Here is a 26,878-nt window from a genome sequence, read left to right as displayed (position 1 = left end):
AACAGCTCCTTACTGCCCGCCCTGTGGCTGCTGGGCAAGAAGGGCCACATGAGTAAAGCCCCCAGCGGTAATCTGACCCATGACGCTCATCACCTTACCGTAATCAATCTTCGCATCAGCGCGGACAAAAATCCGCCGCCCGGAATCATTACTCGCTAATTGCTGCAAGTGTGAGACTAACTCCTCCGCACTCACCGAGTCTTCCCCTAGGTAAAGGCTGCCATCGCTCTTAATCGACACGGTAATAGGCTTATTATCCGCATTAACAGGCTTAGCACTCGTCTGCGGGAGGTCCACATTCACACCACTTGTGAGCATCGGTGCTGTAACCATGAAGATGATCAACAACACCAACATCACATCAACCAGCGGCGTCACATTAATATGCGATTCTGGCTTCCGCCGGGTCCGCCGCCCGCTCCGTAAGGAAAACGCCATGACCTTCAGCCCTTCCCGCCGCCACGCTCTTCAGACTGACGGGAGAGGATAGCAGCAAACTCCGTACCAAAACCCTCCATCCGGTCGCCAAAATTATCAATCGCGCGGCTGATAAGGTTGTACGCCACATAGGCAGGGATGGCGGTAATCAAGCCAATCGCTGTAGCAAACAAAGCCTCAGAGATACCCGGGGCTACCACGGCAAGATTCGTGTTATGCATTGAGGCAATAGAGCTAAAAGCGTGCATAATTCCCCAGACTGTCCCAAACAGCCCCACAAAGGGAGCCACCGGGCCAATCGTAGCCAACAGCACAACATAGCGGTTCAGACGGTCCGTCTCGCGGGCAATCGTAATGCCAATGGCACGGTCTATCCGCTCGGACGTACCGCCATGAATCACATCAATCCCCGCAATACGGGAGGACCGCCGCCATTCCCCCATAGCCGCACCAAATACCGCAGCCATAGGATGAACAGGCCGTGCCCCCTCGCTATCATAGAGGTCATCCAACGAGCCACCGGACCAAAAACGGTCCTCAAACGCGCTGGCTTCTTGATTCACACGGCGAAGAAGAAGGAACTTCTCCACAATCACAGCCCAGACGAAGATGCTACATAGCACCAACCCTACCATCACAAGCTGCACCACGAACGAAGCATTCAGGAACAGATGAAGGGGAGACATCCCCGCTGCCCCAGCAGCACCCAGGGCACTCGAACTCACAGCCTGATCCACTCCGCTCTCCTATCTCATAGTCCATCAATTAAAAAACTACTGCTTCATGTTGCAGTAGGATGACCTTTTTTCAATGGCACAAGGGGAGGAAAGAGCAAATATCTTTAATCGTTAATCTTTTGTCAGGTCTTTTAACCCCTCCAACCGCGCTTGATAAACGGCGGGCAGACGCAAGGGGGTCATGCTGGCGAGTTTTAAACACGCTAGCTCTACTTCAATCACCACGGCCTTTTGCCCCGCTCGGCTGTGATTGGTGATGATTTGCCGCAACATCAACCGCGCCCCGCTGGCATGCAGGAGGCTTGTCTCCACCTCTAACAGCTCATCCAACCGCAATGGGGCGTGATAACGGATATTCAACTGCCGGACGACAAAGCCTATCCCATCCTCTGCGGCCATCTCGCCTACAGATAGCCCTAAAGAGCGCAACGCCTCTGCCCGCGCACGCTCTGCAAAGCCAAGATAACGCGCATGATACACAATGCCCCCTGCATCCGTATCCTCATAATAGACACGAAATTGACAATGATGGGCCGCCATACCCTCTCCTTTTTATAAAAACCGTGGCTCTTGTGGCTCTATAGAACTTGCTGGTGGGGTCAAACCCAAATACCGCCATCCCGGCTCCCCCAACATACGCCCGCGCGATGTCCGTAAGACGAGACCTTCCTGAATCAAATAAGGCTCTACAACATCCTCTAATGTATCGCGGGCTTCTGCCAATGCTGCGGCGAGGGTCTCCACCCCTACAGGGCCACCACGATGATGCTCGGCAATACGGCGTAAATACCGCCTATCCATCGCATCCAGCCCGTGGCGATCCACCTCTAAGCGAGAGAGGGCCATATCCGCTAAGTGGCGGTCAATCACATCCTTTTTAGCAACCAACGCGAAATCACGCACACGCCGCAGCAACCGCCCAGCAATACGCGGTGTCCCGCGTGAGCGGCGGGCAATTTCCTCCGCGCCTTCATCTGTAAGGGCCATGCCCAACTTTACAGCCCCACGGCTGACAATCTGCCGCAATTCATCCGGTGTATAAAAAACGAGCCGCAAGGGAATGCCAAAACGATCCCGCAACGGCGTAGCTAACAAGCCAGAACGCGTTGTCGCAGCAACGAGTGTGAAAGGGGCAAGGTCAATCCGTACCGAGCGCGCCGCTGGCCCCTCGCCTATGACAAGGTCAAGCTGAAAATCCTCCATAGCGGGATAGAGGATTTCCTCAATCGCAGGCTGAAGGCGGTGGATTTCATCAATGAACAGCACATCGCGCGGCTGGAGATTCGTCAAAATAGCGGCTAAGTCGCCTGAGCGTTGAATCACAGGCCCAGATGTTGCACGGAAACCTACCCCCAATTCCCGTGCAACAATTTGAGCAAGGGTCGTTTTCCCTAAACCCGGCGGGCCATGCAAAAGGACATGGTCCAACGCTTCCCCACGTTTACGCGCCGCCTCGATAAAGATAGCGAGATTCTCACGGCTCGCTTTTTGCCCCGTAAAATCAGCAAGGCTTTGAGGGCGCAAAGCAACATCTGCCACATCCTCCGCCTGACGTGTTGCATCCGTCTCTGGGGCACGCTGGGGGGGCGTCTCCGGCATAAAGGGTGTCATCGTGCAAGCTCCTTCAAGGCAAGACGAATCACCACATCCAACCCGGCCCCCTCAGTCTCCCCGATAATACGATTAACAATAGGCCATGCCTCAGCACGTTTAAAACCTAACCCCTCCAACGCCATAAGGGCATCTTGCTCAACCCCTCCGTGAGGATGCGCCCCACTTACCCCACCACCGCCGTGGCTCATCGGCGCAAGGGGCTGCCCACTAAGGCTTGCAGGCGCGGGCATCTTGGCGACTTTGGCTTTTAGTTCCGTCAATAGACGCGTTGCTAGCCGCGGCCCAACCCCGGCTGCTTGCGTAAACACCGCTTTATCCTCCGCCTGCACAGCCTGCCATAATAAGGCGGGCCGACTGGCCGATAAAATCGCCAATGCCACGCGCACACCAACGCCTTGAACAGTCGTAAGAAGGCGAAACCACGCTTGCTCATCCGCATCAGCAAAGCCGAAAAGCTGGATGGCATCTTCCCGCACAATTGTCTCCACCAACAGGCGCGCAACCTCTGGCGGGCGTGGCAACTGCCCTAATGTATGGGTAGAGGCCGACACCACATACCCCACCCCGTGCACATCAATCAGGCAATGATCCCCCTCTATATGCGAGACGAGGCCGGTAAGCTGTCCTATCATGCCATGCGCACCCCCATTGCGACATGCTGGGCACTCGCCCGATGATGAGCATGGCAAATCGCAATCGCAAGCGCATCGGAGGCATCAGCACGTTTTATCTCCGCCCCCGGCAAGAGACGGCGCACCATCATGCTCACTTGCTCCTTGGTGGCAGCACCCGTCCCAACAACAGCACGTTTAACCGCCATCGCGCCATATTCATGCACACTTAACCCCGCAAGAGCAGGCACTAACAACGCCACACCACGCGCATAGCCGAGCTTTAATGTCGAGGAGCCATTGCGATTCACGTAAGTTTCCTCCACCGCGGCCTCACTTGGCTGATAACGGCGGATGAGGGTCACCAAACCCTCATGCAGGTCACAAAGGCGGCGGGGGACATCATCACCGGACTGCGTGGCTAATACACCATCAGCCACATGCCGGAGGCGATTGCCCTCCACATCCACCACACCCCAGCCCATAAAGCGTAGGCCGGGGTCAATCCCTATCAGACGAATCAAGCTGCGAGAGCCTCAGCAACCTCATCGGGGAGGTCAAAATTGGCATAAACGGCTTGGACATCGTCATTCTCCTCCAGCACATCAATCAGCTTGAGGACAGAACGCGCTTGGTCTTCATCCAACGTCACGGTCGTTTGGGGACGCCAATCCAGCTTTGCCGAGCGCGGCTCCCCAAAACGGCCCTCCAGCGCATCACGCACGCTCATCAAAGCTTCCATCTCGGTGATAATTTCATGACCATCTTCCGTGGTCTCTACATTATCCGCACCAGCTTCAATAGCGGCTTCTAGCATATCATCTTCGGAGGCTGCTTCCAGCGGATAGGTAATCACCCCAATATGATCGAAACCGAAAGAGACGGAGTTTGTCTCCCCCAAAGAGCCACCATGTTTAGAGAAAGCCGCACGCACCTCGGAGGCTGTACGATTACGGTTATCTGTCAGCCCCTCGATGATGATGGCCACACCAGCGGGGCCATAACCCTCGTACCGCACAGCCACATAATCCTCACCACCGCCGGCACCGCTGGCCTTCTTAATAGCCCGCTCGACCGTATCTTTTGGCATATTCACTTCACGCGCAGCCGTGATCGCAGCACGCAGACGGGGATTCATAGCCGGGTCTGGCATACCAGAGCGTGTCGCCACGGTAATCTCGCGAATCACCTTCGCAAATTGCTTGGCCCGCTTTGCATCCTGCGCGCCCTTACGGTGCATAATATTCTTAAATTGGGAATGTCCTGCCATGGGCCTCTCTCCTCTTAAACCATCTTGCCGTGACAATGTTTAAACTTTAGCCCAGAGCCACAAGGGCATGGGGCATTGCGTGGAACCTCATTCAACCAACGCGCAAATGTGGCTGTATCCAACGCTTCATCCTCTACGGGCTCCTCCACCTGCATCGCCGCAGGAACCTCCGGCATGGTAGGTGCCTCACTAACAGGCTGCACATGGGCAATCGCCTGCACAACGCGCATCCGCATATCTTCCAGCATATATGTAAACATCTGGAAGGCTTCTTGCTTATATTCATTAAGCGGGTCGCGCTGGCCATAAGCCCGCAAGCCAATCCCTTGGCGCACTTGGTCTAGCCCGTGGAGATGCTCCTTCCACGCGCCATCAAAAGATGTGAGCAGAATATGCTTCTCAATCAAGCGCATCATATCCGGCCCGATGGTCGCTGCACGCGCAGCATGAGCCCGCGTGGCGTCTTCCTCAATCCGCTCGATGACGCCTTCTTCGGTCATGCCATCTTCTTGCGCCCATTCTGCAATCGGCAGCTCAAGGTTCAAAACACGCTTAACTTCGCGTGTCAGCCCTTCAATATCCCAAGCTTCAACAAAGGCATTCTCGGGAATATGCGCATGGACAATATCTTCAATCACCTTGCCGCGTATATCCGCAATAACGCCGGAAAGGTCCTTCAAGGCCATATATTCGCGCCGATGGGCATAGACCTCTTTACGCTGTGCATTCATGACATCGTCATATTTCAGCGTGTTTTTCCGCATATCGAAATTACGGGCTTCGACCTTCTTTTGCGCTTTTTCCAAGGCACGATTCAACCAAGGATGCACAATCGCTTCACCGCGCTTTAAGCCCATCTTCTGCATCATCGCGCCCATACGATCCGAGCCGAAAATGCGAATCAAATCATCCTGCAAGGACAAGAAGAAGCGCGAATTACCGGGGTCACCCTGACGGCCAGACCGCCCACGGAGCTGATTATCAACACGCCGGCTCTCATGCCGCTCCGTCCCGATAACATAAAGCCCGCCAAGCTCATGCACACGCTCATGGTCTGCCGCAACTTGCGCCCGCACTTGGGCGGCAACAGCCTCACGCTCGGCTTCATCCTCAATGCCTGCGGTCTTTTCAGCCACCAGCATGTCCACATTACCGCCAAGCTTAATATCTGTCCCGCGCCCGGCCATATTGGTAGCAATCGTAATCGCGCCGGGCACCCCTGCTTGTGCAATAATGCTCGCCTCACGCTCATGATGCCGTGCATTCAACACATTATGGGGGATACGCTTCTGCCGCAAAAGATGTGAGAGAATCTCGCTCTGCTCAATCGAGGCCGTCCCAACAAGGATAGGCTGTTCCCGCTCATGAACCTTACGAATCAACTCCGCTACGGCCTCGTATTTCTCCTCCGCCGTGAGATAGACCTCGTCATTCGCATCCTTACGGCGGACAGGCAGGTTGGTGGGGATTTCCACCACCTCAAGATTGTAGATCTCCGCAAACTCGTCCGCTTCCGTCATCGCGGTACCGGTCATGCCCGCAAGTTTGGGGTAAAGGCGGAAGTAGTTTTGGAAGGTGATAGAAGCAAGCGTTTGATTCTCCTGCTGAATCTCCACCCCTTCTTTCGCCTCTAGGGCCTGATGCAACCCATCGGAGTAACGGCGACCATCCATCATACGGCCCGTAAACTCATCAATGAGCATCACTTTACCATCACGGACGATGTAATCTACATCCCGCGTAAAGAGCGTCCGCGCCCGTAATGATTGCTGAACATGATGCACGACCGAGACATTATGCAGGTCATATAATCCCCCGCCCTGCAATAGCCCCGCCGCATTCAGCATCTCCTCCACAAGGTCAGAGCCATGCTCTGTGAGGGTGACGGTCCGCATCTTCTCATCTTTATCATACACATTTGGCTCCTCAACCAAACGTGCCACAACCTCATCTACATGCCGATAAAGGTCGGAACTATCATCCGCAGGGCCAGAGATAATCAGCGGGGTGCGGGCTTCATCAATGAGGATACTATCCACCTCATCGACAATGGCGAAGTTGAAGTCCCGCTGTACCATCTCCTCTAGCGCGTATTTCATGTTATCGCGCAGATAATCAAAGCCGAACTCGTTATTCGTCCCGTAAGTAATATCCGCCGCATAAGCTGCTCGGCGTTCCTCATCAGAGAGGTTAGGGATAATCACACCAGTTGTGAGGCCGAGGAAGCCGTAAAGACGGGCCATCTCCTCCGCATCACGGCGGGCGAGATAGTCATTCACCGTTACAACATGCACGCCCTTGCCTGTTAGGGCATTTAGGTAAACTGCAAGCGTACCGACAAGGGTTTTACCCTCACCCGTGCGCATCTCGGCAATACGGCCATCATGAAGGACCATCCCGCCAATCAACTGCACATCAAAATGGCGCATCCCCAATACACGGCGAGACGCCTCCCGGCACACCGCAAAAGCCTCGACCTGCAGCTCATCCAGCGTAGCACCATCAGCCAACTTACGGCGGAACTCTGCCGTTTTGGCCTTTAATTCCTCATCCGTAAGAGCCTGTATCTGAGGCTCTAAGGCATTAATCTCCGGCACTCGCCGCTGATATTTCTTCAAAGAGCGGTCGTTAGAATGGCCAAAAAGGGCGCGAGCAAGGCGTGAAAGCATGAGATACCCTGAAAATTTTGCCATCAGCGGCCAGTGTCCCTTCCTCTTTCCTTGAAAGCCGAAAAGGACATGCTACGGATGGTCACAACGCTTTTCATATAGGACCGACATAAGGGCCCTTGCTAGTATGGTCAATGAAAAAGCCTACCTATCCCCCTTATATCCCTACACGCCACCCCCTGCCCAACAACGCCATACACATAATAAAAAGAAGCAGATAGCTCACCACCCCGCCCATAACATGACATAAAATATAGGAAATACTTTGGTTTTTCCGCTCTCATCCCCTTGCAGGGCGTAACGGGCTTTGTCATGGTAATAAAGCTGACTTTTAGTGAACCAAGATAACGAGGTTTTTCATGCGGCTTTCCCGCTCTCTCCTGCTCTGCACAGCCCTTATGGGGGGTATTTCTTCTCTGGCAACGCACGCTATGGCTGCCGATGCCAAGCCTGCAACACCAGCAGCGGCTCCTTCTGCCAATGCAGCAGCTCCCGCAGCCCCTGCGGCGGACCCTAACTTGGTTCTTGCTACCGTCAATGACCAAAAGATTACCCTTGGCGATGTCCAGCGCGCTGCGTTGACCTTACCGCCAGAAGCACGCCAGCTTCAGCCCAGCGTTATCATCCCGCTGATTATCAACCAGCTCGTGGACCAGAAAGCTATCCAGCTACAAGCTGAGAAAGACGGGTTACAGAACAAGCCTGCCGTTAAAGCTGCCATGGATGCTGCCGCTAGCACCGCCCTCCAAAATGCGTATCTGGAAGAGAAAGTCGCCCCTAAATTAACTGATGAAGCCCTAAAGGACTATTATCAGACCCATTATGCCTCCAAAAAGCCTGAAGAAGAGGTCCATGCCCGTCACATCCTTGTTGATAGTGACGCTAAAGCGCAGGATGTCATTCGCCAACTCAATAAAGGGGCTGACTTTGCCAAGCTGGCCAGCCGCCTCTCCACCGATAAAGCCTCTGGTGGCACAAATGGGGGCGACCTTGGTTGGTTTAAACGCGGGGACATGATCCCTGACTTCTCCAATGCTGCTTTCTCCATGAAGTCCGGCACCATCACACAAAAACCGATTCATACTCAATATGGCTGGCATGTTATTCAGGTTCTAGGGACACGCACAGCCCCTGTGCCGAGCTTTGAGCAAGTCCGCGACCAAATCCGCCGCGACCTGATTCGTCAGGAAGTACATAAGGTTGTGGAAGACGCTGAGAAGCAGGCTCGAATCGTTCATTACGATGCGAAAGGCCAGCCCATCACCAACAGCCCAGCCGCTCCGGCTGCCGCTCCTGCCTCCACCCCCGCTCCGGCTCCCGCCGCAGCCCCAGCTAACACGGCACACTAAGCTATGGCACAGTCGTACCCGCGCTCCCCCTTGGCTCTTTCCCTCCCAAAGCTAACCTCCATTGCGGGGGTACGCCTCAGCGGCGTGGAAGCCAATATACGCTATAAAGGGCGAACGGACCTTATGTTGGTTGAGTTTGCTCCGGGTACGACAGCAGCCGGGGTGTTTACCCGTAATCTCTGCCCCGGTGCCCCTATCCCTTGGTGCCGGGGTGCGCTGGCTCATACGCCCCACGCACGGGCTTTGCTGGTTAATTCTGGCAATGCCAACGTCTTTACTGGCCGTGCTGGTGAGGAGGCTGTGGTAGCATGTGCAGGTGAGGTCGCTCATCTACTAGATTGCCCTGTGGAAGACGTATTTCTTGCCTCCACAGGCGTAATTGGGGAGACCCTCCCTTATAAAAAAATTATCGCAGCCCTCCCCGCCGCCATTGAGGGCCTCCATGAGGACCGGTGGGAAGACGCTGCACGCGCTATTATGACGACAGACACCTTCCCCAAGGCGGCACGCCGTGAGGTCGCTATTGGGGATGTGACGGTCTGCCTCCAAGGCATCGCCAAAGGCTCTGGCATGATTGCGCCGGATATGGCGACTATGCTCGCCTATGTCGTCACCGATGCCGCTCTTCCCCAGCCTATATTACAAGCCCTATTGGAAGAAGCTGTAGGGCCGAGCTTTAATTCCATCACTGTGGATTCCGATACATCCACATCAGATATGGTCATGCTCTTTGCCACAGGGCAGGCCAAACATGCCAAAATCACCTCCCTTGAGGATAACGCACTCTCTGCCTTCCGTACGGCATTAAAGGAGCTATTACACGAGCTTGCTTTGCTGGTGGTGCGTGATGGCGAAGGGGCGACAAAGCTCATCCGGGTTGATGTCCAAGAAGCCGAAAGTGATGAATCTGCCCGCAAAATCGCTTTAGCCATTGCTAACTCCCCCTTGGTGAAAACGGCCATTGCTGGTGAAGATGCCAATTGGGGACGCATCGTCATGGCGGTTGGTAAAAGTGGTCAGCCAGCAGACCGCGATAAACTTTCCATCGCCCTTGGGGACCACTGGGTTGCGAATAAGGGCGGTGTTAAAGAGCATGATGTCGCAGCCCTAGAGGCCTATATGCGCCAACAGGAAATCACCATCACGGTGGATATGGGGCTAGGTGCAGGCTCTGCGAGTATTTGGACGTGCGACCTAACCCACGGCTATATTGATATAAATGGCTCGTATCGCAGTTAGGCGAGCCATACCTCCCTATAACCTTAACACCTCCTTAAAAACATGCAGTCTTCTTCTATCGGGGCTTGTATCTCCTGCATGAGAAGGCTACTAAAACACGTTTTACTACCGCGCATGTCCTAATTGCGCTCAGAGCATCAAAAACGAGGGAACGGTTCATGGCCGCGAAGAAACATATCGTCATTCTTGGAGGTGGTGTTGGCGGGCTAGAAGCCGCAACGCAGCTAAGCCATAACCCCCATGTTACAATCACCCTGATTGATAAAAACAACGTCCATTTTTGGAAGCCCTCTCTACACGAGTTCGCATCCGGTACAATCAGCGAGAAAGGCAATTTATTTGCCTTTAATGAGCTTGCGAAACGCTTTGGCTTTAGCTTCATCCAAAGCACGTTAGAGACAATCGACCGCCCTAACCGGACCATGACCTTAGAGAATGGTCAAACCCTCTCTTACGATACGCTAGTGGTCGCCCTTGGCTCTTGCGCTAATGACTTTGGGACACCCGGAGCCAAAGAGAATTGCTTGTTCCTCAACTCCCTTGCTGATGCGACTATTATTCATGACCGTTTCCGCTCTCTCATAGAGCGTGCTCAGCTTACCAACGAGCCTGTGCATTTAGGTATTGTAGGCGGGGGGGCAACAGGCGTGCAACTTGCCGCAGAACTCTGCCAAGCTATTGATAACACACCCGGCCTCGGCCCAGAGACCCGGCGTAGATTGCTCAAACCTACTTTGATTGAGGCAAGCGACCGCCTACTCGCAGCTTTCCCGCCTAAAGTCTCTGAGGAAGCCCAAGCTCAGCTTGAAGCATTAGGCTTTGAGGTCATCACAAAGGGCATGGTCAGCGAAGTTGGTTGCGGTTATATCGCCCTCAAAGATGGGCGGCGAATCGACTCCAACTTCCCCATTTGGGCCGCCGGGGTTAAAGCCTGCGCAGCGACATCCTTGCTCAAAGACCTAGAGCTAAGCCGCAGTGGCCAAATCATGGTCACAGCAACGCTCCAAACTACGAAAGACCCTGCTATTTTCGCTATTGGGGATTGCGCCCGCATGGAGGTCAACCCCGTTGCCCCAACCGCACAAGCCGCCCGCCAAGAAGGACGCTATGTTGGCCGTATTGCTATCCCCCGGCAAATCGCGGGGAAGGCCCCTACACCCTTTGTCTATACAGATCGCGGGGCTGTAGTCGCTTTAGGCCAATATAATGCGTGGGGCATGTGGCCCTCCAAAAAGGAGTTTGGTGGCCATGGCCTAGGGGCCAAACTGGCGCGTTTCATTCATGAAGGGCTTTTCCGTCAACATCAGATGAGCCTAAGTGGTCTTGTCCGCACCCTTGCTTTGACGGTTAAAGAGCATCTCCGCCCTAATAATCCAGACCTCAACGGCAAAGAGGACGAAACAAAAGGCCACTAACGCCGCTCCAATGCTCTCTCCCCTCTTGCCTTACTGTGAGGCGAGAGGGGGAATTGCACCACCTGATACAGACAAGCCCTTATAGTCCGTCTATACTCCTCGACACACACTCCATATCCGTGTTGGAGAGAGATTCGCTTGCCATGACATCCACCCTACGCCACGCCACGCAAAAGCAGCTCCATCAGCAGGGCTTCCTACATCTTCCTGCGGCGGATGCCAAAGCATGGCTACAGCCCTATGGTCTGCGAGACTGGGAAAGCTTCGCCACAAGCTGGAACCATCTAGGGATGGACCGCTACATGGCCGATAATGGGCGTTATCGCCGCCGCCGCTACGGAACCTTTTCCATCAATAAAGGACAGATAACGCGCAAGGAGCATCAACCCCATTATCAGAGCCGTGATTATAACCTCCTCAATGGCGGGGTAGAACGATGGTTCAACCCTATTGAGGAGGCCATTTGTGCCCATCCTGCCCTGCAAGCTATTCTAAAAGCGAGTGCAGTAGTGGCGGATCAACTGGCCCAAGATCATGCACGCCCAGCCTCATGGCATGTGGAGGTTCATCAATTCCGCATCGAAGCCGCCACCGATGCAGCGGGCCGACCAACACCAGAGGGTATGCATCGCGATGGTGTAGATTGGGTCTTTGTGTTTATGATCAACCGTATCAATATTCGCGAGGGCGTTACGAGCATCCATGCCCTAGATAAAGAAACACAGCTCGGCTCTTTTACTTTGAAAGACCCGCTCGATACCGCTATCGTCAATGACCATCGCGTTTATCATGGCGTTACCCCTGTAGAGCCGGAAGACCCGACAAAACCAGCTTATCGTGATGTCCTTGTCGTCACATTGCGTTACGAATAATCACCCTATATACCCCCCTCTCGCCCTGCCTTAGCCACTACAGGAGCATGATTATGATAGGCTTACACCACCGCTCTCTCCGTCGCTTTAATCTTGTTGTGGCCCTCACCGCCATAAGCACACTCACATCTCTGCTCCCTGCCATGGCTAAAACGGCCCCTCATGCGTATCGCGCCCCTAGCACAACCCCGGTAGAACTCACCGCCCACCTCGGTACAGAGCTCGACAAGCAAGCACGCGCTCTTAATGCCGATTTACTAGATGATGCCGCCCGTCATCATGACCAGCCCATCATCCTTACAGGGACAGCTCGACTCTCCCCACGCCAAAAAGAGACGATTCTCTTTGTGCAACTTCAATCCTACCGGCTATGCGGCTCGGCTGGATGCACAACCTCCATCTACCGTAAAGCTGGAAATGACTGGGAGACCTTGCTCGATAGCGTGAATGGCACCATTCGCATCACACGGCGTTATCATAATGGCATGGCGGATTTGCTCATCAATGGGAATGACCGGTGGGTCTTTGATGGCCAACATTATCAAGACACGCTCAACAGCCCGTAAGGCTCTACCTAACGGGCAACGCATCTCATCCAACTTTTAAGGAAATCTTGGAGCGGATGAGGGGAATCGAACCCCCGTATGCAGCTTGGGAAGCTGCCGTTCTACCATTGAACTACATCCGCTCAACGAGGCTCCTTATACTGGGGAGGACAAAACTGTGCAATCCCCTGCATTATATTTTTTCGTAATAGTTATGCTTGACGCCCCCGCACCCCAAGCGCATAGTCAGCATGTAACGGCTAGTGCCATTACCCTCGCGATTTGACAGGCCGGCTTGCGGCGAGGTTAAACAATATGCGCTAAAGAGGCCCTGTTTCTCCCCCGCAGAATCAGGACTTCCAACGGCCTCCATCTTAATAAGGCGGCTCGCTAGGATGCGACTGCCTCTTCAGCTGGAGGAACCCATGCCCTATACCGACCCTACCTTCCTCGCCTCCTGTCGCACAGGTACTCGCCTGCTGCATGACGCGCGCCATCGTACCGAACATGGGGAGACATCCGATGCCATCTTCCCCACATCCGGCTTTGTGTATGATAGTGCCGAGCAAGCCGAGGCTACTTTTGAAGGCACGATTCAACATCTTCAATATTCCCGCTATGGCAATCCCACGGTCGATGCCCTGCAAGACCGTCTCGCCCTGCTAGAAGGAGCCGAGGCCTGCCAAACGACGTCCACCGGCATGGGGGCTGTCTCCTGCGCGTTGCTCGCCCATCTTAAAGCGGGGGACCGTATTGTTGCTTCCAGCGCGCTCTTTGGCTCCACCCATTGGCTGCTCGACAGCTTGCTCCCCTCTTATGGGATTGAGACCGTCATGATTGACGGCACCAACCCCGCAGCGTGGGAGGAAGCCCTCTCCCGCCCTGCCAAGGCTGTGCTGATTGAGACCCCCTCCAACCCTATGCTGGATGTGCTGGATATTCGCCATATTGCCACGCTTGCTCATAAAGCGGGTGCGCTCTTTATGGTCGATAATGTCTTTGCCACCCCTGTCGGCCAAAAACCGTTAGAGCTTGGGGCCGATGTCGTTATCTATTCCTGCACCAAACATATTGATGGGCAAGGCCGTGTGATGGGCGGGGCGATTCTAGGGAGCCAAAAATGGATTACCGAGACGCTGCAACCCTTTGTTCGCAATACAGGTAACACGCTCTCTCCCTTCAATGCGTGGGTTCTCTCTAAGGGGCTAGAGACCTTACAACTCCGCGTTGAGGCTATGGCCCGCAATGCTGCCCGTATTGCTGATGTGCTAGGCGACCTTCCCGGTATTACCGCTGTGCGCTATCCGGGACGGAAGGACCATCCCCAAGCAAAGCTTGCACACACACAAATGAGCAATGGTGGCACACTGATTGCCTTTACCGTTGCAAATGGCAAGAAAGGGGCTTTTGCGTGCCTCAATGCCTTTCAACTCATTGCTATTTCTAACAATCTTGGTGATGCACGCAGCCTTGCTACACATCCTGCCACCACAACACACCGCAAGCTGACGCAAGAGCAACGCAATGCCCTTGGCATTACCGATGGTTCTATCCGCTTCTCTGTTGGTTTAGAGGATGCAGAGGACCTCATCGCAGATATTCGCCGTGGGGCAGAAGCTGCTTTAAGGGCTGGACGCTAACCCCCCTTCTTGTGCTATAAGGAGGTGTGTCCACACACCCCCTAGGCCGTCCATCATTCCCCCATGATGGGCGGCCTTTCTATAAGATGCGGCCCTCATAGCCGTGACAAACTGTTTTAATGAGTCTAGTAAGAGCCTATGTCTGATACATCTTCTCCCACGGACGCTTCTTTGGCTGATACAGACACTGTTGAGCTAGAGCCTATAACCTCCCTCCCCGCTTTTACTGCCCGTACAGGCGATGTCACGGTGAATGTTCGTCCCTTTTGGGTCGATGAACATTCCGACCCTGATGAGCATCGCTATGTGTGGCTCTATCATGTTTTGATAGAAAATAACGGCCAAGAGAGCATCCAACTTCTCTCCCGCAGCTGGACCATCACCGATGAGCGCGGCAGCCAAGAACAAGTGCATGGCGAGGGCGTTGTGGGGGAGCAACCCATCATCGCTGCCAAAAACAGCTACCAATATACATCCGGGGCGGAGCTTAAAACCCCTAGCGGTTTTATGGAGGGCATCTATCACATGATAGCCCCTACAAGCGGCCATCGCTTTGATGTCACCGTGCCAGCTTTTAGCCTAGACAGCCCCCATCATATCGGCATGACCCACTAACCTCCCGGTTTTGCGAAGGACGCCTCCTTGGACGCCACTCCCTCTCCCATCAAACGCAAGCGCGTTGCGGCCCTCCTCCTTGCCGCAGGGCGTGGGCGGCGATTCTCCGCTGGTGCGACAGAAGAACAAGCAGCCATCAGCAAGCAATTCCATCTCCTTGCGGGACAGCCTGTTATTCGTCATGCGGCCCTCGCCCTTTTACCGCATGTTGATTATCTCCAACCTGTAGGCAGTGACCCTCTCCTCCCGCAAGCTCTAGCAGGGCTGGATGTTCTTTCCCCCGTCCCCGGCGGAGCCGAACGTCATGATAGTGTGCGCGCTGGGTTGGAGGCTCTGGCTGCTTTGCCCACGCCCCCTGATATTGTGCTTGTTCATGATGGTGCGCGCCCTTATGTGCCAGCGGCCCTCATTACCCGTGTTTTAGAGGCGTTAAAGCATCATGAAGGCGTTATCCCTGCCCTGCCTGTCAGCGATACGTTAAAGAAGGTCAAAGACGGCATCATCACCGATACCGTCCCGCGTGATGGGCTATGGCGTGCGCAAACCCCGCAGGGCTTCTCCTTTCCTTTATTGTACGCCCTCCATACCCGCCACCGTACAGCCTTAACCGATGATGCCGGACTTTTAGAGGCAGCAGGCCACCCTGTGGCTATCGTTATGGGGGCCGAAGATAATATTAAACTGACCGTTACGGAGGACCTTATGCGGCTTGAACGTGCCATGCAAAGCCAAGAAAACCAGCCTACCCCACCGCTCCTACCGCGTGTTGGGCTGGGTTATGATGTCCATGCTTTTGCTGAGGGGCGTAAGCTCATCCTATGCGGTATTGAGATTCCTCATGAGAAGGGCCTTGCCGGTCACTCTGATGCCGATGTGGGAATCCATACACTTTGCGATGCGATTTACGGTGCCCTTAATGAGGGTGATATTGGCCGGCATTTCCCCCCCACAGATGAGAAATGGCGCGATATGGATTCCGCTCGTTTCCTGATCCATGCCGGGGAGTTAATTCGCTCCAAGGGGGGGATATTGGTGAATGCTGACCTCACCATCATCTGCGAACGCCCCAAAATCGGCCCTCATGCTCAGGCCATGTGCGCTCGTTTGGCCGAGTTGCTCAAGGTCCATCCCAGCCGCATCTCCGTCAAAGCCACAACGTCCGAGCGTCTCGGCTTCACCGGGCGTGAAGAAGGCATCGCCGCTACAGCCGCCGTCAGCGTCATGGTGCCCGATAGCGGGGTGTAATACCCCCGCTATTCTAGCCCTGCATGAGGTTATAGAAACGGAGCGCATCCGCAATATCCGCGTTTTTGCGCTCTAATTGGCGGGCCAGCTCTTTGTCATGGCCCCATTTTGTAAGCTGCTGATGTTCATCTGCATGGGCAAGATGCACAGCGTCATCAAAAGACACGATCCCCCGCACAAGGGCGAGAGGCAGCAGCAAACTGCCCATAATAGGGACCATAACCCCTAACGTGGCCAATAAGGCAGGGTCCATCTTCGCCAGCGTGGCTTTTACTGCCTCTTTGTAGGATTCTGGCTGCTCTAGCGGCATCACCGCCTCAGTCATGTCAGGATGTAACCCTTGCTCCGCTGCCCACGTAAGGATGCGGCTAACTAAAGCCCCATCCTGTGCCTCGCTTTGGTAACAGAGATTATCATCAATCCCATAGCCATAGAGAACGGCCTCTGTCGCGGTACGGTCGGGCAAAATACGCTCAATATAACTCCCGGTAATACGCGTCAGCACCAAATCATCAGGGGTGAAATGCGCCCCTTTAGCAATCTGCTGCCACTCCTCCCCCAGAGCATGAGCCAGGGCGGGTGACGATACCGCCAACACAGCTCCCGCAGGTAAGCGCACGGGCCGGCCATCTAGCAACACGCCTTGTTGCCCATCATCTCCGACCGGCCCAACGGTTACATGCTTCCAAAAGCGTTTACGCGCTTGTACCACGCTCTACCCCCTTCTCTTTAATGCCCACCAAGGCCAAGCGCACGCAGGATACCCCCTGCACCACCGCCATGGTCTTGCTCCCGCTCAGGTAGGGGCAAACCTTGCCGCCCTGCGCGTGCTTGTTGCACAGCATAGGCGCAAGCATCATCACCAAATTTTGCTGTATCAAGCGGGGGCAAAGCGGGGACGCCATCTTTCCCTGCTGTACCGATATGAACGCTTCCCCCTTTACCCTCCAGCAGCAATGGTGTGGAGAAATCCGCCCCAATCACACTAACATGGGGCATAAGCTGAAGCGTATAGCTTTGGTCTGCCAAGGCCATACTGCCCTGCCCAAGGACCGAAAGATGTTTGACCTCCAAAGCCATATCCCCAAAATGAGCCTGCCCATGGTCAAACTGCACCACGCCCGCAGCACAGCGCAGGCCCATAGTGCCATCACCCAACTTGAGCAACCGTGCCGCAGGGCCTGCTAAGGGGGCCAAAACCTCTCTATAAATACGTCCATCCACAACTGAGAGACCCATCTGCCCCTCAATCGCTTGCAAAAGGTCAGATGGATGCGCGCCTTCCGTCCCTAAAGCCCCCACAAGTTGAATTGGCCCCTCCACCGTGACAGGCTGGTTTAACGCCAACTGCACCCAACGTGCGGGCAAAATGAGCGGGTCTGCTTTCATACCCATCCGCAAAGGTGCGGCAGAGCCATCCAACACAATCTCACCCGATAACGGCACTGTCTGCACCGCCCCCCCTAGGACAGAAAGAACAACATGCCCCTCACGCCCTAAAAGATGGAGATGCAAACCCTGATACTCTATCGCCTCAGTTTGGAGATGATCGGCTGTAAAATCCACATCTACAGGCTGGACCGCCATAACCCCTAACCAGCGAGCCAGAGGGCCATCATGGCCGGGTACGTTAGTAAATGCAGCCCCCAACGCATTATCACCCGGTGGATTAGCCTCGACCTCCCTATCATGAGAGCCAGCATATTGCGCCCCCACATACCGATCCCCTGCTGAGCGCGATTCAGTCGAAGGTGCAGCAGCTGGCGGCTCCACTGTTTTTAGCGCAGCACCAAGTGATAAAGTCGGCACAGAAGGTTCCGCTGCGGAACCTGCAAACTCCATAACCGGCGCATAATGGAAACGCGTCCCATCCAAATGGGTAAGATGTATCTGCCCCGTCAACCCAGCGGCCCCTAAAGGCGCGGGAAGCGTCATCGTAGCTGTTCCACCAATCTCTTGACTCTCCAACACGACATCGCGCGCTGTAACGGCAGGCAAGCCCGCCTCCCCTATCGCCCCAAGAGCAAGCTGCCCTTTCAGATGCATATCATGCAGCAAAAGGCCGGAGAACACTCCCCAATCAGGCAACTGCAAAAGGCCCGCTTGGCCAGAGACATCCAGCATGCTGCCCTTCCGCCCCATCTGGCCTTGCAACGCGAACGAAACATGCTCTTGCGCCGCATCGCTCTTTTCTGCCTCGTTTTGGTTAAACAAGCTCGCCAAGGTTTTATCCTGACCTTGGACCTCCATCTTCACCATTACGGGGGCGGATTCATCTGGCAAACCCGCAGCAACGGCCTGTTGTAAGCTCTGCACCTCTCCATTAAGACGCCACGCATAACGCCCCCATATGGCCTTGCTCTGCACAATAAGCGGAGCCTGCCCATTATCAGCATCCAGCTGCACATCCCGTAGCTGAAGCCCCGTTGGAGCTAGTACATGCCCTAAATGGAGATGAATCACATCAGGGCGCAAACGCTCTGGTACATGCAATAGAGCATCTGTCAGCGCGACATCAGCCCCTTTATCAAGCCCAGCATCAACCTTATGCGGAACATCAACTGCATGAAGGCGCAGCGTGCCATCAAGCTGCTCTATCTCTACAGGAAGAAACTGAGGAAAGAAGCGATGCAATCCTTTGAGAGAGGCCCAATGCCCCTCCAACGTAAAGGCTAAACCCTGCAAACGATGCGCATCGCTCATCGCGCCATCTAAAGTAGCGTGATCCTGCTGGGGACCACTCCCTAACGTCATACCAAGGCTGAAAGGCCACGGCCCCTTTTGCTCTGCTTTGGCAGAGAGTAAACGCGCTAACGGCCCTATACGCCCGCGTGCGGTAAAAACTGTATGTTCAGATTGCCCGCTCATATCCACCCACGGGCTGGCACTACGCATGCCATCTAGCTCTAAACGGGTTATCTGAATACGCCCCGTAAAGGGCACCTCACCTGCTGGTACATCATCTTGCCATGAGAGCGTAGCATTCTTTAAATGCAAAGCCCCAAAGCTTACCTTCCAACGCGGATGGACCCGCCCTGCCACAGCGATGGGAGGAGACGCTGCCTCGCCTTGTGATTGGGTCAACACAGGCAACCATGTGGAGCATTGTCCCTCACGCGCCCGATGCACAATAACGCCAGCTCCATCCACTGTGAAATCTTGAAAAGACACTTCACGGTTTAATAAAGCAAATAAAGACATATCCGCATGGACAGACCGCGCCACAACAAAGGGCGAGCAGCCCGGGCGCGTTAACATCACATTCGTTGCTTGGAAAGACGGCCATGGTAAGAGCTGAAAAGACGTCTCTCCCATTTTAAGCTCTAAGCCTGTTTGGGCTTGGAACACCGCCGTCACCCGCTCACGCAAATGGTTTTGGTCTATCAAAAACTGTGGGGCAAGGCTGATGCCTGTCAGCACGACCACCAACCCTATCAGACTGGCTGCTAGTTTTTTCATCAGCCTCTTCCCTTTCCTTCTTTCACATCGGGCTTGGGTAAAACCAACGCCCCACCATCTTAACGGCTACGGCGGGGCTTAGGGGTATCACCTGCGATAAACCCCAACATCTGAAACGTCTCTTGCATATGCGGCGGCAAAGGAGCCGTAACCTCCAACCGCCCCCCTGCTGGGTGGGGGAAGGCCAGCATACGCGCATGAAGATGTAACCGGTCGGGGAAGCCCTCCACATGCGCTGCAGCCCCGCCATAGCGCGGGTCCCCCAAAATAGGTGTGCCTAAGCTCTCTGTATGGACGCGTAATTGATGTGTCCGCCCCGTCCATGGTGAAAGGGCCAGCCAGCTAAACCGCTTACCCGTGGCATCAAGCGTCTCATAAGCACTTTTAGCACTCATCGCATCCTCATCGCCGCGCTCTACTGGCACGATGAGCGAGGCCCCACCAGCCCCTACTTTGGCCAAAGGCTGATCAATAACGCCCTCTGGCGGTGTGGGACGCCCCACCACAACCGCCCAATAGGTCTTGCTCACCTCACGACTACGAAAAGCCGCCGCCAACTTCGCCGCAACGCCGGGCGTCCGCGCCACAAGGAGCAACCCTGATGTATCCCGGTCGATACGGTGAACAAGCCGGGGCTTCTCGCCCCCTTCAGGGCGCAACCCCTCCAACATCATATCCACATGCACGGTAATGCCGGGACCGCCTTGTGTTGCCAGACCAGAGGATTTGTTCAACACAATGAGCTGCTCATCCTCATACAGAATCATATCCCGCATTTGTTGGATAAGCTCTGGGTTAGGCGGTGGCGGCGGGGCTGGGCGGCTTTGGTCTGGCAGAGGCGGGATGCGGATGCTCTGGCCGGGGTAAAGCCGTTTATTAGGTTGTACACGCCCACCATCAACCCGCACCTGCCCTTTACGGCATAATTTCTGCAACCCGCCTTGGGTCAAATTGGGATAATGACGGCGGAACCAGCGATCAAGGCGTAAATCGGCCTCATCCTCACTGACAATACGATTCTGAACACTCATGATTGGCGAGATGCCCGTTTCTGCGTCAACATGTCCAGACGCTCGCGGATTCTTTTTTCAAAACCACGATCAACAGGCTCATAAAGTGTCACGCGCTCCATCCCTTCTGGAAAGTAATTTTGGCCAGAGACACCATCTTCATAATCATGGTCATACTCATAACCTTTATTATAGCCTAGCTCCTTCATCAACGCTGTTGGGGCGTTACGAATATGTGCAGGCGGCATGAGGCTCCCTGTCTGTTTGGCTAAAGCCCGTGCTTGGTTATACGCTTTGTAAACAGCATTCGACTTAGACGCCACAGCAAGATGTACCACAACCTGCGCTAATGCGACCTCCCCCTCTGGCGAGCCAAGACGCTCATAAGCTGTCGCCCCAGCTTGCGCGAGCGGCAGAGAGGTTGGGTCAGCCTCGCCAATATCCTCACTCGCAAAACGCACAAGACGGCGGGCAATATAGCGCGGGTCCTCCCCCCCTTCTAACATACGGGCAAACCAATAAAGGGCCGCGTCAGGATCACTACCACGCAATGATTTATGCAACGCAGAGATAAGATTATAATGCTCATCCCTATCTTTATCATACAAAACAGGACGGCGGGCTAAGGAGCGCGCTAAAGCCTCCGGGGTAAGTGGCTGCGTATCTGCTTTTGTGAGCGATAAAAGCTGCTCCACCATATTAAGCAGATAACGCCCATCCCCATCCGCCATTGCCCTTAGTGAGGCCCGTCCTTCCTTGGTGAGCGGGAGGGTGCGGCCTATCTCCCCCTCGGCACGGCACAATAATTGCTCCAACGCCTCATCATCAAGACGATGCAACACCAAGACCTGACAACGCGATAAAAGAGCGGAGTTCAGCGCAAAGGAGGGGTTCTCCGTTGTCGCTCCCACCAATACGACCGTGCCGCGCTCCACATAGGGGAGGAAGCCATCTTGCTGCGCCCGATTAAAACGGTGAATCTCATCAACAAATAATAGCGTCCCCCGCCCGGTAGCCTCTGCTTTGCGCCGTGCTTCCTCAAACGCCTTTTTTAAATCTGCCACGCCTGAAAAGACGGCTGAGATTTTCGTATAAAACAACCCAGCTTGAGCAGCGAGAAGCTGAGCAATGGTCGTCTTACCACAGCCCGGCCCACCCCAGAGGATTAAGCTTGAGAGATGGCCGCTCTCTAACATCCGTGTCAGCGTGCCTTCCGGCCCTAGGAGATGCTCTTGACCGCGAACATCCCCTAGATGTTGCGGGCGCAATCGGTCTGCTAAAGGCTGTGTCCCCGCCTTATGCCGTATAGCAGCCCCACGGCGTGGCAATGCCGCTCCCGCCTCTGGCTCCTCTGAGGGAGACCCACCAAAGAGATCCGCCATAATCTCCGCCCTCATCCTCTCTCACATTTATTTCTACAGCCTTGATGATAAAAGCTACTCGAACAAACGTCTTAATATAGCCGGCACAAATGCTGAGAGATAATTAACATGCAAGGCAGGTTTGGCAAAACTCCCCTCTAGCTTATAGGTCACCGCCATGGCTCCACTGCCTTTCTTAGCCCCAAAGACGCTCCCTGCGGCCTGATTCACCCCAAAGAATGGCGAGAGCGTCCCTTGCATATGCAGCATCTCCTGCCCGAGATCGACCTGCCCTTTAATCGTTCCCCCAAAGATGGCATTACTGGCGCGGCCATCCTCAACATCCAGACGATTACCCGCCACATGGAACGCGGCCCGAATCTGCACATCCTCAAAACGATCGCGCGAAATCTGCCCCCAATGCAAAGGGGCCGCCAAAGTAGCCACAACTAACGGTGTTGGTGGATGCTCCAAAGCTAAATTATCAATCTTCAAACGCCCCGTAAAAGGCGGCAGACCAAGGCCCACACCCATAGTACGCTCTGCCTCTGTCACAGATCCTCCCGATGCTACGGGCTGACAACGGCCCTCCAAATCCACTGCCCCACCAGTAAATTGCTGATAAATCCCCAAAGAGGCTAGCCAAGCCCCAAAATCCGCTACCGTAAACTTCACATCATACGCGCCCTCCTGCCCGGGGATGGGGGTGAGGTCAAAAGCGAGTGGATTAGGTTGGCGTACATGCAGAGCAAGCTCTGTTACATGGTAAGCTGTCCATTGCGCGCGCACTATGACATGAGAGGCCGTTTTCTCCTTCCCATAAAGGACTTTATTAGCCTCCAGACTCACCTTCCACGTCCCCGCTGGGAGGAAAGATGTGCGCGATTTGGATGGCGATTTACCCGCACCCGCAGGAGGCTTCGCAACAGGTTGCCCCTTCTTCTTCCCCCACCATGGGGTAAGGTCTAAAAGCTCTGCTTGAATATTCGCTTGATAACGTGCTGTCAGATCACCCTTTAAAGGCCAGTCTAACACAGCGTTGCCCTCTGTCCGGCCAAGTTGAAAGTGCGTCAGATGAACACCGCCCACCTGCCCTTGCCGCACGCGCCCCTCCGCCTTTAAAGCAATCTGCGGCCCATGAACTTGCACATCATCCAATCCGATAAGCTGACCATTCTCCCACAGGATCGTCCCTGTTAAGCCTGCATCCGCCCCGGCGGGCTTCTGCCAAAACGAAGCTGTCACAGCAAGCGGCGTAAGATCTAGCTGTAAGTGCGCTGTTGTACGTTTATGCTTGTTGCCTAATCCATATTGCTCATACACAACATGACTTTGCGCTTTACCTTTTAACACGGAAGGCTGCGCAATAGAGGCAGGCACCCCAAGGGTGCGAAACTCCGCTACACCGAGCGGGGCGGTTAAATCAGCCTTCAATAATAAACGCCCTGCAACATTGGATTGGAAACTATCAAACACACTCCCCGCTACTGTAAGACCACGAAAAACCGCTCCGCCTTTAATCGTCAAGCTAGTCTCATTAATAGAAAGCCGTCCCCAGCCTTGTTGTACATGGTCAATACCGGGCATCGCTATCCCAATATCGCGAATGTCAAACGCTGCTCCGAACTGCAACTCCTTCATACTGAGATGCTTTTTGAGCGGTAATTTGATTGTAAAAGTCCCCTTCATCTCGCCCTGCGTTGTCGCCGGGTCAACAGGATGACGGGCTAAGAGATTCAATCGTGGTGCTGACAAAATATATAAAAAAGGTGGTAATTTGCCCTCCATCCCCAAAGAGAACTCACCCATTTGTTCATGATGTAACAAATCACTCAATATAATGCGCCCAGAAGGCAGCAAAACCATACCGCCTTTACCGTCAGCAATATGGCCGTGCTGAAGGTCTATTTGAAATGTCTCTGGCCCTATAAAATGAGCATGAGCATATTCCCCCGTTACTTGGGGCATATTATCTAACCATGTCACATTCAGCCCATGGCCGATCAAATCACCATCCAAAGCATGGACATCCAACCCAGCTAAACCCGTTGTACTGGAGAAATAGAGGATAAGCCGGAGATGATCCCCTCGCCCGGCAGTCATATTGGTTGTCATCCAACGCCGCGCACCGCGAGCGGCTCCTTCTGGCCAGACACTCGCTAATGTTGCAAAATCGAAGGCAGCAACCTTACCATCTACCGTCAAGCTGACATTATGTGCATGCTGTAGATGATCCATTTCGCCATGAGCATCAATAACAAATGGGACAGGAATCTCATGGGAATCCAGAGCAGTTAAATCCGTATGCAAGGCCAATGCCCACGGCTCGGACTTATCAGCATGAGCTGGCCCAAAGGTGAAGTGCGACCGCGCCGATGACACACGGAAAGGCATCTTCCCCGGCCGAATCACCTCTCCCGCCCCAGCGTCAACTGTGCCACTAAGCGTCTCGAACGCCCCTAACACACCGCGTTGTTGAAACTGCCCCTCTAGCTGAAAAGCAAGCGGCAGATTAGCGACTAGAAGCCCTTTCTTCTGCTCATTCGCCACAGGAATCCACGGGGCCAAAGCGGGCAAGCGCATAGGGGAAAGAGTGAAGTGCCAATGGCTTTTCCCGCTCCCCTCTGGGGCAATATCGCCCTTAATCTGCACTGTCCCACGCTCTGTCCCATCCACTAATCCCGGCCCTTGGAGGGAGAACGCAAATTGACCCCGCCAACCGCTCTGCGGCTCATAATCCGCCTGCATCTCCGGCATGCTCATCACCAAAGAGGCATCTGGTTGAGCCTCATCCAGCATGGTGAGATGAAGATCACGCACATCCATATGATACGGCACGAGCGAAGCGAAGGACTCATCCCCCCCAAAGCGATGATGCGTCCGTGCATTACGGCCCATCCCTGCAACCTGCACACGGCCTTGTAGGGTCTTTATCAGAGTTACATTAACCCCTTGCACCTCAAGCGAGCGCGCCCTCACCGTCCCACGCAATAGAGAAGCTAATTTAAAGGTAAACCCCACATGCTCTATATGCTGTATAGGAGCAGAAGGAGCGATGAAGCGAATATTATCAAGCTGCAATAATAATTTGGAGGAGTGACCGCCCTTTTGCGGTTGCCATGCGAGGGTCATGCGCTCCCATTGCAATGTCCCCCCGCCTATATGTGTTAACGCCCCACCCCACCGATGGGATAGACCCGTCACATCCAACGGTCCCTGCGCTAACCGCCCCAAAAGCAGAGCCACAGCCAATAACACCCCAACAAATGGGATTAAAAGACCAAACGCCACACGGCGTACCATTGGCTGCCAGTTCATACTCTAGGAGACCCCCCAAGAAGGACATATCTAAAAAGCCTTATAGCTGTGCTAAAGCCTCTTGCACCCAAGCCACATGCTTTGCAGGGCTGACCTTCCGCTTAAAAGCAGCAATACGCCCCTGCGCATCAATAAGGAAGGAGCTGCGCTCTATCCCCATAAACTCACGCCCATACAGCTTTTTAAGCACCCAAACGCCATAAGCCTCAGCCAATTTATGCTCATGGTCGGAAAGGAGCGTAAAGCTCAGTGCCTGTTTGGTGAGGAACATCTCTAACGCACCAAGAGCATCGGGACTAACACCCAGTACTGTCAGCCCCTCCCCACCGGGGATGCGTAATTCCGCCAAATGGTCACGCAAATCACACGCTTGCGTTGTACAACCCGGCGTAGAAGCCCGCGGGTAGAAGTATAATAAATAAGGTTTACCTTTTAGCGAGGTACTCTCTACCTGCGTTTCCCCTTGTGGACCAACGCCCTCCAACGTGAAGTCTGGCGCGCTCTGCCCAAGCTCTATTACGTGCGTTTCTTGCGTCATGGCTTATTGCCCCTCATTGCTGCTTGTAGGTTGGTCGCTATGGGTAACACTCCCATCCCCTACCGAATCATCAGGGCTATGAGGTTGGTCCCCAGCAGGTTGCTCCACAGCCTCATGCCCCCCACGGCGCATACCCTCCATCGCAGCACCCGGCACGGGCGGCTGGCCTTGCTGAGATTGCTGTGCTTGCTGCGCCTGCTTTTGTGCAAGCTGCTTCTTCATCTTGGCAAATGGATCAAACTTCTGGAACCCAGCTGGAGGCGTAAAAATATCCGCAGGTAAGTCTTTATACTCTACGGCAATGGCCTTTAAACGGCCCGTTAGCCCATCAGCATCCACCCCTTCTTCAGAGAGAATAAGACCATCCTCCGTCACACAGGCTTTTGCTTTGCCGCGCTTGCTATCAATCGTCCAATTCTGGCACGTGACATGAGCAATCTGCTCCGTTCCCTCAGGATGATAAGTCATCCCTAACCCTAAGAAGAACGGATTATGCAACCCATGCATAGGGCGAAACTCAATATAACGCCGCTCTTGCATACTCACGAGCGTCATAATCTGGGTTTGGCGATTTAAAATTGTTGCACTGCGGCCATCGTCAGGGTCTATCCGTAGCCGGTCTCCTGATGCAGCGAAGGATACTTTGACTTGATGCTCCGGCTCACTGCCTTTTTTATCACCCGGCAGCACCTCCGTTTGGAAGCGATACGTCACCACCGCATCCCGCGTGGGAGATAGCGGCGGGTGATCCGCCCCTGCCCATGCAAGAGGCGTATGAGCCCCTACCAGAATCGCCAATGAGGCAGCCGCTATCACACCACCCTTGCCGCATCTATGCTGCCCATCCCGCTTGATACGCCAAAGTGTCATCACTGCCTCTCTTTCTTGCTCGTCTCATTCACAATCTTACCCCCCACCATAATCAGACCAAAA

At 54.4% G+C, this 26,878-nt stretch carries 23 protein-coding genes, 1 tRNA gene and 1 riboswitch; of the genes, 8 read left to right on the top strand and 16 right to left on the bottom strand.

The features are described 5' to 3' along the window. Window positions 1–9: 9 nt before the first annotated feature. From tolR to secA, 8 genes are all read right to left on the bottom strand, one after another. Complete coding sequence (gene tolR / locus NQF89_RS04035; RefSeq protein WP_266137564.1) at window positions 10–438, bottom strand: protein TolR; 429 nt, start codon at window positions 436–438, stop codon at window positions 10–12. A 5-nt stretch (window positions 439–443) separates the two neighbouring features. Beyond that, complete coding sequence (tolQ, locus tag NQF89_RS04030) at window positions 444–1,175, bottom strand: protein TolQ (protein ID WP_266137563.1); 732 nt, start codon at window positions 1,173–1,175, stop codon at window positions 444–446. A gap of 111 nt (window positions 1,176–1,286) precedes the next feature. After that, window positions 1,287–1,715 carry a YbgC/FadM family acyl-CoA thioesterase gene (locus tag NQF89_RS04025; RefSeq protein ID WP_099026213.1) on the bottom strand — a complete coding sequence of 143 codons (429 nt, stop codon included), beginning with the start codon at window positions 1,713–1,715 and terminating at the stop codon, window positions 1,287–1,289. 12 nt (window positions 1,716–1,727) lie between these two features. Beyond that, window positions 1,728–2,786: a Holliday junction branch migration DNA helicase RuvB gene (gene ruvB, locus NQF89_RS04020; RefSeq protein WP_370513414.1), complete on the bottom strand. Its 1,059-nt coding sequence runs from the start codon at window positions 2,784–2,786 to the stop codon at window positions 1,728–1,730. Then, on the bottom strand, window positions 2,783–3,421 hold the full coding sequence (ruvA, locus tag NQF89_RS04015) for a Holliday junction branch migration protein RuvA (protein WP_155572842.1): 639 nt from the start codon (window positions 3,419–3,421) through the stop codon (window positions 2,783–2,785). The genes ruvB and ruvA overlap by 4 nt, the downstream gene beginning before the upstream one ends. Continuing rightward, window positions 3,418–3,924, bottom strand: a complete 507-nt coding sequence (gene ruvC, locus NQF89_RS04010) for a crossover junction endodeoxyribonuclease RuvC (protein ID WP_155572841.1) — start codon at window positions 3,922–3,924, stop codon at window positions 3,418–3,420. The genes ruvA and ruvC overlap by 4 nt, the downstream gene beginning before the upstream one ends. Beyond that, on the bottom strand, window positions 3,921–4,670 hold the full coding sequence (locus tag NQF89_RS04005) for a YebC/PmpR family DNA-binding transcriptional regulator (RefSeq protein WP_099026216.1): 750 nt from the start codon (window positions 4,668–4,670) through the stop codon (window positions 3,921–3,923). The genes ruvC and NQF89_RS04005 overlap by 4 nt, the downstream gene beginning before the upstream one ends. Window positions 4,671–4,684: 14 nt before the next feature. Further along, window positions 4,685–7,339, bottom strand: coding sequence for a preprotein translocase subunit SecA (secA, locus tag NQF89_RS04000; RefSeq protein ID WP_266137627.1), 2,655 nt, complete (start codon window positions 7,337–7,339; stop codon window positions 4,685–4,687). A 359-nt stretch (window positions 7,340–7,698) separates the two neighbouring features. On the opposite strand from secA, the gene NQF89_RS03995 reads away from it, so the two are divergent. The 5 genes from NQF89_RS03995 (at window position 7,699) to NQF89_RS03975 (ending at window position 12,780) form a co-directional block, all read left to right on the top strand. Continuing rightward, window positions 7,699–8,688, top strand: coding sequence for a peptidylprolyl isomerase (locus NQF89_RS03995; protein WP_266137562.1), 990 nt, complete (start codon window positions 7,699–7,701; stop codon window positions 8,686–8,688). 3 nt (window positions 8,689–8,691) lie between these two features. Then, window positions 8,692–9,927 carry a bifunctional glutamate N-acetyltransferase/amino-acid acetyltransferase ArgJ gene (gene argJ / locus NQF89_RS03990; RefSeq protein ID WP_266137561.1) on the top strand — a complete coding sequence of 412 codons (1,236 nt, stop codon included), beginning with the start codon at window positions 8,692–8,694 and terminating at the stop codon, window positions 9,925–9,927. A gap of 158 nt (window positions 9,928–10,085) precedes the next feature. Next, a complete protein-coding gene (locus tag NQF89_RS03985) occupies window positions 10,086–11,342 on the top strand; it encodes an NAD(P)/FAD-dependent oxidoreductase (RefSeq protein WP_266137560.1) in 1,257 nt (418 codons plus the stop codon). Between the two features lie 143 nt (window positions 11,343–11,485). After that, window positions 11,486–12,214: a 2OG-Fe dioxygenase family protein gene (locus NQF89_RS03980; protein ID WP_266137559.1), complete on the top strand. Its 729-nt coding sequence runs from the start codon at window positions 11,486–11,488 to the stop codon at window positions 12,212–12,214. 53 nt (window positions 12,215–12,267) lie between these two features. Then, complete coding sequence (locus tag NQF89_RS03975; RefSeq protein WP_266137558.1) at window positions 12,268–12,780, top strand: hypothetical protein; 513 nt, start codon at window positions 12,268–12,270, stop codon at window positions 12,778–12,780. 48 nt (window positions 12,781–12,828) lie between these two features. Here NQF89_RS03975 and NQF89_RS03970 read toward each other — a convergent pair. Further along, a tRNA-Gly gene (locus NQF89_RS03970) sits at window positions 12,829–12,902 on the bottom strand. 121 nt (window positions 12,903–13,023) lie between these two features. Continuing rightward, window positions 13,024–13,104, top strand: a riboswitch (SAM riboswitch). 80 nt (window positions 13,105–13,184) lie between these two features. Here NQF89_RS03970 and metZ point away from each other — a divergent pair. From metZ to ispF, 3 genes are all read left to right on the top strand, one after another. Next, window positions 13,185–14,399, top strand: coding sequence for an O-succinylhomoserine sulfhydrylase (gene metZ, locus NQF89_RS03965; RefSeq protein WP_266137626.1), 1,215 nt, complete (start codon window positions 13,185–13,187; stop codon window positions 14,397–14,399). A 138-nt stretch (window positions 14,400–14,537) separates the two neighbouring features. After that, window positions 14,538–15,014, top strand: a complete 477-nt coding sequence (gene apaG, locus NQF89_RS03960) for a Co2+/Mg2+ efflux protein ApaG (protein ID WP_155572836.1) — start codon at window positions 14,538–14,540, stop codon at window positions 15,012–15,014. A 27-nt stretch (window positions 15,015–15,041) separates the two neighbouring features. Then, window positions 15,042–16,259: a 2-C-methyl-D-erythritol 2,4-cyclodiphosphate synthase gene (ispF, locus tag NQF89_RS03955; RefSeq protein WP_155572835.1), complete on the top strand. Its 1,218-nt coding sequence runs from the start codon at window positions 15,042–15,044 to the stop codon at window positions 16,257–16,259. 13 nt (window positions 16,260–16,272) lie between these two features. Here the strand turns inward: ispF and NQF89_RS03950 are convergent, their stop codons facing one another. The 7 genes from NQF89_RS03950 to NQF89_RS03920 are packed head-to-tail and all read right to left on the bottom strand — an operon-like array spanning window position 16,273 to window position 26,815. Further along, entirely contained in the window at window positions 16,273–16,971 is a 699-nt protein-coding gene (locus NQF89_RS03950) for an ATP12 family protein (RefSeq protein WP_155572834.1), read from the bottom strand. Between the two features lie 17 nt (window positions 16,972–16,988). Continuing rightward, the gene (locus NQF89_RS03945) at window positions 16,989–19,718 is read right to left on the bottom strand and encodes an AsmA family protein (RefSeq protein WP_266137557.1); all 2,730 of its coding nucleotides are present in this window, start codon (window positions 19,716–19,718) and stop codon (window positions 16,989–16,991) included. Window positions 19,719–19,777: 59 nt separating this feature from the next. Continuing rightward, a complete protein-coding gene (locus NQF89_RS03940; protein ID WP_155572832.1) occupies window positions 19,778–20,749 on the bottom strand; it encodes an RluA family pseudouridine synthase in 972 nt (323 codons plus the stop codon). Continuing rightward, the gene (locus tag NQF89_RS03935) at window positions 20,746–22,110 is read right to left on the bottom strand and encodes a replication-associated recombination protein A (RefSeq protein WP_370513413.1); all 1,365 of its coding nucleotides are present in this window, start codon (window positions 22,108–22,110) and stop codon (window positions 20,746–20,748) included. The genes NQF89_RS03940 and NQF89_RS03935 overlap by 4 nt, the downstream gene beginning before the upstream one ends. A gap of 54 nt (window positions 22,111–22,164) precedes the next feature. Continuing rightward, complete coding sequence (locus NQF89_RS03930) at window positions 22,165–25,407, bottom strand: AsmA-like C-terminal region-containing protein (RefSeq protein ID WP_266137556.1); 3,243 nt, start codon at window positions 25,405–25,407, stop codon at window positions 22,165–22,167. A gap of 40 nt (window positions 25,408–25,447) precedes the next feature. Continuing rightward, window positions 25,448–25,945, bottom strand: coding sequence for a thioredoxin-dependent thiol peroxidase (bcp, locus tag NQF89_RS03925; protein WP_266137555.1), 498 nt, complete (start codon window positions 25,943–25,945; stop codon window positions 25,448–25,450). A gap of 3 nt (window positions 25,946–25,948) precedes the next feature. After that, window positions 25,949–26,815 carry a hypothetical protein gene (locus NQF89_RS03920; RefSeq protein WP_155572828.1) on the bottom strand — a complete coding sequence of 289 codons (867 nt, stop codon included), beginning with the start codon at window positions 26,813–26,815 and terminating at the stop codon, window positions 25,949–25,951. Window positions 26,816–26,878: the final 63 nt, after the last annotated feature.

The organism is Bombella pollinis, from assembly GCF_026385485.1.
Lineage (GTDB): Bacteria > Pseudomonadota > Alphaproteobacteria > Acetobacterales > Acetobacteraceae > Bombella > Bombella pollinis.
The sequence above is the reverse complement of the archived record's forward strand: the minus strand, read 5'-3'. Positions and strand labels throughout refer to the sequence as shown.